This window comes from Pseudonocardia sulfidoxydans NBRC 16205, assembly GCF_007989085.1.
Lineage (GTDB): Bacteria > Actinomycetota > Actinomycetes > Mycobacteriales > Pseudonocardiaceae > Pseudonocardia > Pseudonocardia sulfidoxydans.
This window is the reverse complement of sequence record NZ_BJVJ01000001.1, coordinates 196,168-207,813: the sequence shown is the minus strand read 5'-3', so window position 1 is coordinate 207,813 and position 11,646 is coordinate 196,168. Positions and strand designations below refer to the sequence as shown.

Genomic DNA, 11,646 nt, shown 5'->3' with positions numbered 1-11,646 from the left:
TGCCCATCGATCGCGCGAGGACTGGGGCCTAGCGTCCTGACAAGGTGCCGGTGCCGCCCCGTGGCTGCCGGCCGCAGGACGGGACCGGAGGTCATCTGGACATGTCGGCACTCATCGAGTTGGACGCGGTCGGGCAGGCGGAGCTCGTTCGTCGGGGGGACGTGACTCCTGAGGAGCTCGTCCGTTCAGCGATGTCGACCATCGAACGCCTGAACCCGCGTATCAACGCGGTCATCCACCGCATGTTCGACGAAGGCCTGGCAGCCGCGCGTACGGCGTCCACCGCGGGCGCGGCGGCAGGCCCACTCCACGGGGTCCCGTTCCTGCTGAAGGACCTGCTCGCCGAGTACGCCGGATCTCCCTACCGAGCGGGCAGCCGGTTCCTCGACGGCAACGTGTCGACGCAGGACGCGGAGCTGACGCGGCGGTACAAGGCAGCGGGGCTGATCATCCTGGGCAAGACGAACCTTCCCGAGCTGGCGGTCGGCCCGGCAACCGAGCCGAAGCTCTTCGGAGCAACTCGCAACCCGTGGAACCTGCACATCACGACCGGTGGCTCGAGCGGCGGTGCCGCTGCAGCCGTCGCTGCAGGACTCGTTCCACTCGCACATGCGAACGACGGTGGCGGGTCCATCCGGATCCCGGCGTCGTGCTGTGGGCTCGTGGGCCTCAAACCGAGCCGCGGTCGCAACCCCCTCGGCCCCCGCTACGGCCAGGTCTGGGGAGGACTCGTCTCTGAACACGTCGTCAGCCGGAGCGTCCGGGACAGCGCCGCCGCCCTCGACGCGACGCACGGGCCGGACGTGGGTGCGCCGTACTGGTTCGAGAACCCTCCGACGACTTATCTCGACGCCACCGCACGCCTGAAGCGACCGCTGAGCATCGCGTTCACCGAGCACACCTACGGAGGCAACGACATCCACGAGGAATGCCGCTCAGCTGTACGGCGAGCGGCGGCGCTGTGCGAATCGTTGGGACACAAGGTCGTCGAGGCTCGACCACCGATCGACGAGGACATGCTCTTCGACAACTTCACCCGCATGCTCGCCGTTGCGGTCGCTGCCGGACTACGCGACGTCGCGCGCATCAAGGGCCGGGAGCCCCGCGAGGACGAGATCGAGCCGCTGGTGTGGTTGATGGCTCGACGCGGCGAAAAGATCAGCGGCGGCGAGTACCTCACGGCAGCGCAAGACCTCCAGGCGATGAGCAGGCAGGTCGCGCAATTCCACGAGGAGTTCGACGTGATGCTCACGCCGACACTCGGACAACCGCCTGTCCCGATCGGCTCCTTCGTGACCCAACCCGACGCGGACCCTTTCGAGACTCGTCGCCGCATGTGGTCGTTCGCGCCGTTCCCCCAGCTGCAGAATGCGACCGGGCAGCCGGCAGTGTCGCTGCCGCTGCACTGGACGTCGGATGGTCTGCCCGTGGGGGTGCAGGCTGTTGCGCGACTCGGCGAGGAGCACGTGCTGTTCGGACTCGCAGGGCAGCTCGAGGCAGAGGCTCCCTGGTCTCACCGGTGGCCTCCGGTCTCTGCGGCGGCGGGCGATGATGACGCCCGCTGCGACGCCACGGCCTAGATGACCGATTCCTTGCCGCCGCCCGGGTCCTGCCGGACGTAGCCGGCCGTCGCCAGGACCGAAGGAAGGGTGGTCACGGGGGAGGGCGAGTTCTTCGAGGCGTGTGGAAGCCGCGACGATTCCAGACTGTGAATTACGTCTCGTTCAATGTACGGTCATTTCAGCATCGGAGGAGGCGCCGTGACCGTGTCCGTCGAAACGATCTCCACGCCGCAGCTCGGCGATCGCAGCTACGTGGTGCACGACGGGTCGACGGCGGTGGTCGTCGACCCGCAGCGGGACATCGACCGGGTCGACGCCGTCCTCGAGGCACGAGGCCTCGGCTGCGCCGCCGTCGTCGAGACCCATGTGCACAACGACTACGTGAGCGGCGGGCTGAACCTGGCTCGGCGAACGGGCGCCGACTACATCGTCGCCGGGGCCGAAGGCGCAGGCTTCCGGTGCCGGACCCTCGCCGACGGGGCCACGGTCGACCTGGGCGCAATGGTGCTGACCGCGATCGCGACCCCCGGCCACACCGACGGTCACATGGCCTATGTGGTCACGTCAGGCGAAGGCCCTGCGGCGGTCTTCACCGGCGGTTCGCTGCTGTACGGGTCGGTCGGGCGGACCGATCTCGTCGACCCGGGGCGCGCCGAGGAGTTGGGGAGGCTTCAGTTCCGGTCGGCCCGCCGCCTCGCCGAGACACTTCCACGCGATTCGCTGATGTTCCCGACGCACGGATTCGGCAGCTTCTGCTCGGCCACTCCGAGCTCGGGCGCCGCCGGGGGGACCCTCGGCGACGAACTGCTGTCCAACATCGTCTTCGACGACAGCGACGAGGTCGCGTTCGCGTCCCGGCTGGTCGCCGGATTCGTGCCCTACCCGCGGTACTACGCACACATGGGGGCGCTCAACCTCGCCGGACCCGGTCCGTTCGATCTGACCGCGCCACGCCCCGCCGACCGCAGCGGCGTGCGTCGGCACATCGAGAGCGGGCACTGGGTCGTCGACCTCCGGGACCGGGTGTCCTTCGCCGCGGAACACGTTGCGGGCACGGTCAACGTTCCGTTGGACGATCAGTTCGCGACCCGCGTCGGCTCCATGCTGCCCTGGGGGGCCCCACTCGTGCTGTTGGGCGAGTCGGCCGACCGGATTCGCGCAGCGCAGAGGCAGCTGATCCGCATCGGCATCGACAGGCCCGCCGCTGCCGCGATCGGGGCGCCGGCCGCCCTCGCCGAGGACGACGAACTCCGCTCCTACCCCCGTGCGACCTTCGCGCAGCTGGCCGAGGCGCGTCGAGCCGGTACGGCGCTCCATGTGCTCGACGTCCGGGAGGGACACGAGCGCGCGGCGGGAGCCATCTCGGACTCGACGCACCTGCGGTGGGCCGACATCCCCTCGGGGACGTCGAGCCTGCCGGTTCGCCCGCTCTGGGTGCACTGCGCAGCGGGGGCCCGGGCCGCGGTCGCGGCGAGCCTGCTCGAACGGGCGGGGCACGAGGTCGTGCTGGTCGACGACGACTACCGGAACGCGGTCGCGAACGGGCTGGCGACGGCATGATGTAGAGCCGAGACGCGGCAGTCCGGCCTCGGCACCACTACAGCTGTGCGGTCACGGCTCGGACCCGCTCACCGACCGTCGGACCGGCCGGCCCCTACCGACGCCGCAACATGTGCGCCGCAGCCTTCGTCGCGTCGGCGACATCGCCAGGGTCGATGCCGGCGCGGGCGACGAGTCGCAGCCGGGATACCCCGTCGGGGACGCTGGGAGGGCGGAAGCATCCGACCAGGACGCCCATCAGGTCGGCGATCGCTGCTCGACCTCGCGTCGTCCTGCATCGGGCCCGGGTCGGTCGTCGCGGGTCCGTGCAGGCGATCGCGACGCGACCGATTCTCAGACGACCGTCAGCGCCAGCCGAACCTCTTCCGGTCGCCTGATGTGCGCCAGCGGGGTCCACCGAACAGGCTCCGCGAGCTCGACACTCGAGCACGCGTGCACCATCTGGTCGACGACCTCCTGCATCTCGGCCCGGGCGAGCGCGGCGCCGAGACAGAAGTGGATGCCCACACCGAACACGGTGGAGTTCTCACGCCTGGTGATGTCGACCCGGTCCGGGTTCGAGTACCTGCGCGAGTCGCGGCACGCGGAGGGGAAGCAGGCGGCGAGGGGGGTGCCCGCGGAAACGTGGAGGTCGGCGATCTCGAGGTCTTCGGACGCCTCCCTGACGGTTGTGAAGATGATGTTCTCGTAGCGGAGTGCCTCGTCGACAGTTGCCGGGAGCAGGCTCCGGTCGGTACGCAGACGAGCGAACGCGTCCGCGTTCTCGGCCAGGACCTTCATGACGACGGCGATTCCGCTGCGGGTCGTGTCGTGCCCGGCGAACATCAGGTTCTCGACCAGGTCCACGAGTTCCTGACGCGAGAGCCTGTCCCCGGCGTCCTCGACTGCGAGCAGCGCTGAGAGCAGGTCGGGGCTCGGGTTCGACCGGCGGCGCTCCAGCAAGCCGTTGACGTAGGTGTCGAGTTCGGCGAGCGCGGTCTCCACACGCCGGCGGATGTCCGGGTCAACGGCGGCGCCGAACGCCAAGCCGATGTCGGACGTCCACTCGCGAAAGGTCAACCAGTCCTCGCGGGGAATCCCGATGAAGGCGGCCGTGACGTTGGATGCGAGCACGTGCGTCACGTCCGCGATCATCTCGACCTTTCCGCTAGCCAGGGCGGGTTCGAGCAGGTCGGTCACCTGGCTACGGATCTCGCCGCGAAAGCCGGCCACCCGCCTCGAGGTGAAGGCCTTGCCCACGAGTCGTCGCAGGCGGGTGTGGTCGGGTGGGTTGCGGCTGAACATCACCCGCATCCACCACTCCCACACCGGGCCGCTCCGGAGTCCCTGGAGCCCGAGCAGGTCGCTGGCGAGGAAACGCCCATCGCGCAGCATGGTCTCGACGTCGTCGGCCCGCAGCAGGTAGATGGCGCCGTCGGTGGTGCGCATCGCCGGGGACCGGTCGCGGGCTTCGGCGAGCGGCCGGTGGATGTCCTGCCAGAAGTCGGGTCGTGCGATGTCGACGATCGGCAGGTCGGCCGTGATGATCGATTCTCGCGACGTCATTGTCGTGTCCCGTCGTCGGTGTGACCGGCTCAACCAAAGCCGAGACTTGAGCCGTCGAAACTGACATTTGAGATACCTGTTGAGCTTGTGAGCAGACGTCAACGGCTGTCACAAGGGGTCCGACGCAAGTGCCACGTCGAAAAGAAGTGCCTGTTTAGGCGGCACGCGTCGAGCGGTCAGGTGTCCCGCCCGTGGCTGCCGTCCACCGACGTGCTCGTCGAGGGCTGGGTGCGTTCGTCGAGAGGCCGGCTCGCCCTGGTCCAGGTGAGGGCGTTCTCGAGGCCGCCGCGCATCAGTTCGCCGGCGCGGTCCGACTCCCCGGCCAGCACCGCCCGTCCGATGCGAGCGTGGTTCCGCGCAGTCTGCACGATCGTCGACCGGTCGTGGAAGGAGTCGATCGCGACCGGACGGGCCAGCTCGAGCAGGACGTCGACGAACAGGCGGAACGTGATGTTGTCCGTGAGTTCCGCGAGCAGGCGGTGGAAGCCGGCGCAGACCGAGAAGAAGCGTGGGCCGCTGATCCCGTCGGTGCCCTCGGGGAGGCGTTCGGCGTACCACGTGGCGGCGCGCCTTCGTTCTGCGACGTCGGGATTTGCCGCCGCGAGCTCCGCGCACGCGACGCTGATGGTGATCTGCGAGCGCATGAGATCGGCGTAGGTGGCCCCCTGGCTCCTCAGGAACAGCGAAGCCGTGTGCGTGACGACGTGGGACGTCGGGCGTCGCCCGAAGAAGCCGCCGCCGACCCCGCGCTTCACTGCGAGCATCTGTTCCTGCTCGAGGACGCGGGCAGCCTGACGCAGAGTCGGACGTCCGACACCGAGCCGGCTCATGAGGTCCTCCTCCGACCCCAGGAAGAACTCGGCCTGATGCTCGAGTGCCGCGAGAATCTCCTCGCGGAGGACATCGGCGACCTGCCGCGCAGCTGAGCTCAGAACGACCTGGTTCATCCTGCGGCTTCCCTTCGACGTGCGGCGTCAGCCGCCGGTATCGATACCGGTTTGACGAGACACCGTAGCAATGATCCTCGCCGGGGCGCTCGCGACACGTCCGTCTTGACGTGCACTAAATGCTGCCCTACGTTACATCAACGCTGACAAAGCGGTACCCCAATGCACGTTGCTTGAAGTCCATCGTGCCTGTCTGCGAGGTCCAATGCTCCGTTCGCGAGCTACCGAGTGTGTTGCGGCTTCCCGTGTGAAGGGCGGTTAGACACGTGCCCTTGGCCAACATCGCGGTGTCGGCGATCGAACTCGGGCTCTTCTACGCCCTGCTCGCCCTGGCTTTCCTCCTCGTCCTGGAGGGATCGGCGTTCTTCAACTTCGGCATCGGGCCGTGCGCGATGTTTGCGCCGCTCTTCGCGACCTGGTTGGTGCGAAGTGGGGACGTCCCGGTCATCCCTGCGATCCTCGCGGGAATCCTCGGGGCGGTGGTCCTCTCGGTCCTGACCGAGGTCCTGGTCATCCGGTCGGTCGAGCGCAAGTCCGGCACGGATCCGCTGCCGGCGCTCGTCGCCGTCGTCGCCGTGCTCTTCATCATCGAACAGCTCGCTGGGCTGATCTTCGGCAGGGCACTGACGCCCGGCCAGCATGTCTGGCGGCACGCTCCGTTCCGCTTCGCGGGCATCGTCGTCACCCCCGCACAGGTGCTCCTGACCGTCGTGACGCTGGCAACGTTCGTGCTGGTCGCGACGTGGGCGCGGCGGTCCTCGACGGGTCGGCTCCTGCGGGCCGTCGGCGACCACCAATCGGCGGCCCGACTGCTCGGTCTCCCGGTGGCGCGTGTCCGCCTGCTCGCGTTCGGGATCGCCGGACTGATCGCCGGGATCGCCGGGGTGCTGTTCGCGCCGAAGGCAGGCGTCCACTTCCAGACCGGTCTCACCTGGAGTCTCTGGGGTTTCCTCGCGCTCGTCGTCGGTGGGACCGGGTCGTTCTGGGGCCCGCTCGCCGGAGGGCTGCTCCTCGCGTTCGCCCAGACCTTCGCGTCGTACTGGTTCGGCAGCGCGGCGACCGACTACCTGACCCTGGCGGTGGCGCTGGCGTTCTTCGTCGCGCGGCCGACCGGGCTCTTCACACGGACGGTGCGGGTATGAGGGGACTTGTCGGCCCGGTCGTGGGCGCACTCGCCTGCGGGGCGGTGCTCGCCTGGAGCGCCGGGAGCGGCTATGCGGAGGGCCTCGTCGCGTTGGGGGCGACCTACAGCCTCCTGGCGCTCGGCATGTGGGTGCCGTTCGTACTCGGTGGCTCGCTCTCGATGGCATACAGCGTGTACCTGGCTGTCGGCGGATACGTCGTAGGATTCGGCATCCTCGAACTGGGCTGGCCCCTCCTCCCGTGCCTGCTCGTCGGCATCGTGATCGCCGTGCTCGTGGCGGTCGCGCTCGGCGCCGCGACACGGCGGCTGTCCGGCTTCTACCTCGCCGCCGTGACGTTGTTGGCTGCGGCAGCATTCGAGGCGTGGCTCCTCGATGCGACCGGACTCACCGGCGGGTCGACGGGTCTGCGCGGTATCCCCCTCACCGCGATCGGCTCACTCGAGATCACGCGCTGGGGGTTGCTTGTCACGGCCGTCGTCCTCACCTGGGTCGTCGCCGTGCTGTTCGACCGCCTGCGAAGTTCGAACTTCGGGGTGGCATTGCGGGCGCAAAGGCACGTCCCAGCGGCCGTCCAGGCATCGGGGATCGGCACGCAAGCCCTCAGCCTGGTGGGCCAGGGACTCGGCGCGGCGGTCGCCGCGCTCGGTGGCGCCTTCTTCGCGGCGATCAACTCCGGCGTGGGCCCGGAGACATTCACCCCCAACCTGGTGTTCCTCGCCATCTTCATGCCGCTCATCGGAGGGGTGCGCACAGCTTGGGGTGCCGTGCTCGGCGCCGCACTGGTCGTCGTCCTCACGGTCTACGTCCATTTGCCCGGTGACGCCGGCTCGCTCGTGCTCTCCCTGGCGGCGTTGGTCATCCTGCTCCTGTGGCCGAACGGGCTCCTCGGTCAGCTGCGCGCCGGGGTCGACCGCCTGTCGAACACCCTTCGTGGGGGGGCGTCGTGAACCCACCCGCAGATGTGCTGCTCGCGGCCGCCGACCTGACCAAGAGCTACGGCGGCGTGCAGGCGGTCCGAGGGGTGAACCTGGAGGTCCGCTCCGGTGAGGTCGTCGGGCTGGTCGGCCCCAACGGGGCGGGCAAGACGACGCTCGTGGACATCATCACCGGCACGCAGTCGGCCGACGGCGGCCGACTCACGTTGGCAGGCAGGCGGCTCAACGGATCGGCGGCCCGACGAGCCCGGGCCGGCCTGGGGCGGACCTTCCAGCATCCGCTGCTGGCGCTCGACCTGACCGTGACCGAGAACATCCTCGTCGGCGTCGCCGCGCGGAAGCTGGGCACACCGTGGGGGATGGTCGCCGCCGTCTTCGACGGCATGGTCCGCGGCGTCGTCGCGGCCGACGTGCACCGCGCGGTGGCAGCGGCTCACGTGATGGGTCTCGAACGGCTGGACCGACCGTGCGCGGATCTCACCCTCGGCGAGCAACGGCTCGTCGAGGTCGCCCGTGTCCTCGTGCAGGAGCCGCGGGTCGTCCTGTTCGACGAACCGTTCGCCGGGGCGGACGCCAACGGTGTCGCCGGCATCTCCGCCGTCGTCGAGAAGGTCCGGGACGAGGGCCGTGGTGCCATCCTGGTCGACCACAACGTGGACCTCGTGTCCTCGCTGGCCGATCGTGTCGTCGTGCTCGACCAGGGGAGCGTCGGCTTCTCGGGCACTCCGGACGAGTGCCTGGCGAGCGAGGAGATGCAACGGATCTACTTCGTCGGCGAAGTGTCACGGGAGGGTGTGTATGAGCAGCGCGGATGACCGGGCGGCGACGATCGCACCCGTGGGGGGCGCCACGGTCTTCTCCGTTGACGGGTTGCGCGTGGTGTACGGGAAGGCGACGGCCGTACGGGACGTGTCGCTGGAACTCACGGGTGGCGCGGTCACGGCCCTGGTCGGCCCCAACGGTGCCGGGAAGTCCAGCGCGCTGCTCGCGATGTACGGATCCGTGCCGGCTACCGGCCGTGTCCTGCTCGACGGCCGGCCGGTCGACGGGGCGCCGGTCCGTGCCCGGGCGCGAGCGGGTCTCGCACTGGTCCCCCAGGGGCGGCAGCTCTTCCCGCGGTTGACGGTCCGGGAGAACCTGCAGATCATGGCGGATCTGCTCGGGGTCGGGCCGGAACGCGTCGACGCGGAGATCGAGCGGTTCCCGATCCTCGCCACCCGGTCCCGGGCTCTCGCCGGCGTGCTGAGCGGAGGCGAACAGCAGATGCTCGCGGTCGCACGCGCGCTCCTCGGCCGGCCCCGGGTGTTGCTCCTCGACGAACTCGTGACGGGACTCGCCCCCGTCGTGGTGAACAGCCTCCTGGAGACCATGGTCGACCTGACGCGGGAGGGTGTCGCCGTGCTGCTCGCGATGCCCTCGCTGGGCGCCGCCGGGCCGGTGGTCGACCGCGGGTACGTGCTGGTGCGCGGCGAGCTCGCAGCTGCCGACGTCCGCGGTGGCGCGGCCCTCGACGACGCCTACCGGGCGGCGCTCGGCATGGGGTGACGGTCGTGGCCTCAACCGCTGGTCATGACGCGGATCGGCGCTCCCGCGCGGAACGCGCGGATGTCCTCGACGATGTCGTCGTAGAACACCTGCATCGTCTCGTCGGTCACGTAACCGATGTGGGGGGTCACGACGGTGTTCGGCAGGGAGCGGAAGACGTCCGCCGCCGGCAGCGGCTCGCGCTCGAAGACATCGAGGGCCGCACCCGCGATTCGTTCCTCCCGGAGGGCCTCCGCCAGTGCGTCCTGGTCGACCAGGGGGCCTCTGGAGGTGTTGACCAGCACGGCGTCGCGGCGCATCGACCCGATCTCGGTGCGTCCCACGAGTCCACGGGTGGCGGGCCCGAGCACCATGTGGACGGTCACGACGTGCGACGTGGCGAACAGCGCGGCCTTCGTCGCAGGCCGGACGCCGTGCTCTGCGCACTTCTCCGCCGTGAGGTTGGGGCTCCAGGCCTGTACGTCCATGTCGAATGCCTGCCCGACCCGCGCGACCGACGCCCCGAGCCTGCCGAGGCCGACGACACCGAGTGTTCTGCCGTTGAGCCCGGTGCCCAGGGTGTGCTGCCATCCGCCCGCCCGGACCGCGGCGTCCTCGGCCGGGATGTGCCGCAGCAGCCCGATGATCAGTCCCCACGTCAGCTCCGCGGTGGGAAGGACCAGGCCGCCGGTTCCGCAGACGGTCACACCGTGGTCGGCCGCGGCGACGAAGTCGATCACCTGGTTGACCATTCCCGTAGTGACGACGAGCCGGAGGCGAGGGAGCTGCTCGAAGAGCTGCCGGGTGATCGCGGTCCGCTCGCGCATCGCGACCACGACGTCGGCTCCACGGAGGACTGCGACGAGATCGGGACCCTCGACGTGCTCACCGATCGCCTCCACGGTCGTGTCCGGGCCGAGGCGGGACCACCGTCCCATCCGCGACGCGAGCCGCTGGTAGTCGTCCAGCACGACGATGTGCATGTCGATCCCTCCATTGGACGCAACTCGACGAGAAACAGATACATGTTTAACGCACCAGGTCTGTGACTGCCGCAGTGACCTCGCTTGACCGCGCGGGTGAGTCTAGCTAGGTTACGGCAACTCAGGGAATACAGGTGTCGGTTTAGATGCCACCTCGAAGCTTCGACCGGAGGGCACATGCGCCTACGACCAGCTGCACTTGCCATCGGCTGCGCCATGTTGGCGGTGGCCGCCTGCTCCAGCGGGGGTGCCCCGTCGGGAGCCGGATCGGCTCCACCCGGGGAGCCGATCGTCTTCGGGGTCCAGCAGGACGCGAACGGACCCTCGTCGAGCTACAGCGTGATCACCACCCAGGCGATCAAGGACGCGGCGACGCGAATCAACTCGCAGGGCGGAATCCTCGGGCGTCCCGTCGAGGTGAAGGTCGCCAGCGACGACAGCGACCCGACTCGCGCGCCTGCGGTCACCCGTCAGCTCCTCGAGGGTGGGGCGGACGTCATGTTCTTCACGACGAGTGCGGGCGCAGCGATCCAGTCGAAGCCGCTGGTGTACGAGGCGCACGTACCGTCGTTCGCGCCGACGACCTTCAGTACCAACCTGATCGCGGCTCCGCAGGGCGACTACTCCTTCCTGATCGCCAACGGCACGCCGGACGTCGCGAAGCTCTACGCGGACGCGTTCAAGGCGGCCGGCATCACGAGGATCGCGGTGTTCTCGGACGCGTCGCCGACGATCGCCGCCATCAACAAGGTCCTGATCCCGGGTATCACCGGCGCCGGGATCGAGGTCGTCTCGACCGAGCAGGCTCCCGCCGACGCGGGTGACGTCTCGGCCCAGGTGCAGCGCATCGCCTCTGCACGCCCCCAGGCGATCCTGCTCTCCACGCTCGGTGGACCGATCGAGGCGCTGTTCCACAACACCGCCTACCTCCAGACCCCTGAGATCCCACGGTTCTCGCTCGCGTCGATCGGCAACCAGCCCGATGTCTGGGACCAGGTTCAGCCCGACGCCCTCAACGGCGTCGTGTTCATCGCCTCGCTCACCGACAAGAACCCTCGGACGGCCGACCTGGGCGAGTATCTGAAGGGCGAGCGGTCCGACTTCACCCGCCTGACGGCGTACGACGCCCAGGGCTACGACGCGGCGTACCTCGCGAAGACGGCGATCGAGAAGGCCGGCTCGCCGGACGACGGTACCGCCGTTGCGAAGGCGATCGAGGGCATCACCGACTACCAGCCGCACTTCGGGCAGGCCGGCTACACCCTCCGTTTCGGGGCCGACGACCATGACGGTTCGAACGGGCCCTGCGGGATGATCCTCACCGAGTTCACGGGCAACGAACCCGGTGAGCCCTGGTCGCGCTACCAGCCGAGCTGCTGAGGCGCGGGGAGGAGCCCGGCCTGTCCGTGGCCCTGGTCCGCCGCGCGCGTGCGGCGGACCAGGGC

Annotated in this window: 10 protein-coding genes; 7 read left to right on the top strand and 3 right to left on the bottom strand. The window is 69.4% G+C overall.

Going from position 1 to position 11,646, the window contains the following annotated elements:
- The first annotated feature begins 101 nt into the window (after positions 1-101).
- Complete coding sequence (locus PSU4_RS00930) at positions 102-1,580, top strand: amidase (protein WP_147101694.1); 1,479 nt, start codon at positions 102-104, stop codon at positions 1,578-1,580.
- 180 nt (positions 1,581-1,760) lie between these two features.
- Positions 1,761-3,122, top strand: a complete 1,362-nt coding sequence (locus PSU4_RS00925; RefSeq protein ID WP_246114877.1) for an MBL fold metallo-hydrolase — start codon at positions 1,761-1,763, stop codon at positions 3,120-3,122.
- Between the two features lie 333 nt (positions 3,123-3,455).
- Here PSU4_RS00925 and PSU4_RS00915 read toward each other — a convergent pair whose 3' ends face one another.
- The gene (locus tag PSU4_RS00915; RefSeq protein ID WP_147101690.1) at positions 3,456-4,667 is read right to left on the bottom strand and encodes a cytochrome P450; all 1,212 of its coding nucleotides are present in this window, start codon (positions 4,665-4,667) and stop codon (positions 3,456-3,458) included.
- Positions 4,668-4,843: 176 nt separating this feature from the next.
- Positions 4,844-5,614: a FadR/GntR family transcriptional regulator gene (locus PSU4_RS00910; protein WP_147101688.1), complete on the bottom strand. Its 771-nt coding sequence runs from the start codon at positions 5,612-5,614 to the stop codon at positions 4,844-4,846.
- 266 nt (positions 5,615-5,880) lie between these two features.
- On the opposite strand from PSU4_RS00910, the gene PSU4_RS00905 reads away from it, so the two are divergent.
- From PSU4_RS00905 to PSU4_RS00890, 4 genes are read left to right on the top strand one after another with little or no spacing between them, the layout of a single operon-like run.
- Positions 5,881-6,756: a branched-chain amino acid ABC transporter permease gene (locus tag PSU4_RS00905; protein WP_147101686.1), complete on the top strand. Its 876-nt coding sequence runs from the start codon at positions 5,881-5,883 to the stop codon at positions 6,754-6,756.
- Entirely contained in the window at positions 6,753-7,706 is a 954-nt protein-coding gene (locus PSU4_RS00900; protein ID WP_147101684.1) for a branched-chain amino acid ABC transporter permease, read from the top strand. The genes PSU4_RS00905 and PSU4_RS00900 overlap by 4 nt, the downstream gene beginning before the upstream one ends.
- A complete protein-coding gene (locus PSU4_RS00895) occupies positions 7,703-8,509 on the top strand; it encodes an ABC transporter ATP-binding protein (RefSeq protein WP_222596123.1) in 807 nt (268 codons plus the stop codon). Before PSU4_RS00900 ends, PSU4_RS00895 begins: the two co-directional genes overlap by 4 nt.
- The gene (locus tag PSU4_RS00890) at positions 8,493-9,239 is read left to right on the top strand and encodes an ABC transporter ATP-binding protein (protein ID WP_147101681.1); all 747 of its coding nucleotides are present in this window, start codon (positions 8,493-8,495) and stop codon (positions 9,237-9,239) included. Before PSU4_RS00895 ends, PSU4_RS00890 begins: the two co-directional genes overlap by 17 nt.
- 11 nt (positions 9,240-9,250) lie before the next feature.
- Here PSU4_RS00890 and PSU4_RS00885 read toward each other — a convergent pair whose 3' ends face one another.
- The gene (locus PSU4_RS00885) at positions 9,251-10,201 is read right to left on the bottom strand and encodes a D-2-hydroxyacid dehydrogenase family protein (protein WP_147101679.1); all 951 of its coding nucleotides are present in this window, start codon (positions 10,199-10,201) and stop codon (positions 9,251-9,253) included.
- Between the two features lie 84 nt (positions 10,202-10,285).
- Between PSU4_RS00885 and PSU4_RS00880 the strand changes: the two genes are divergently transcribed.
- Positions 10,286-11,581: an ABC transporter substrate-binding protein gene (locus PSU4_RS00880; protein WP_147101677.1), complete on the top strand. Its 1,296-nt coding sequence runs from the start codon at positions 10,286-10,288 to the stop codon at positions 11,579-11,581.
- Positions 11,582-11,646: the final 65 nt, after the last annotated feature.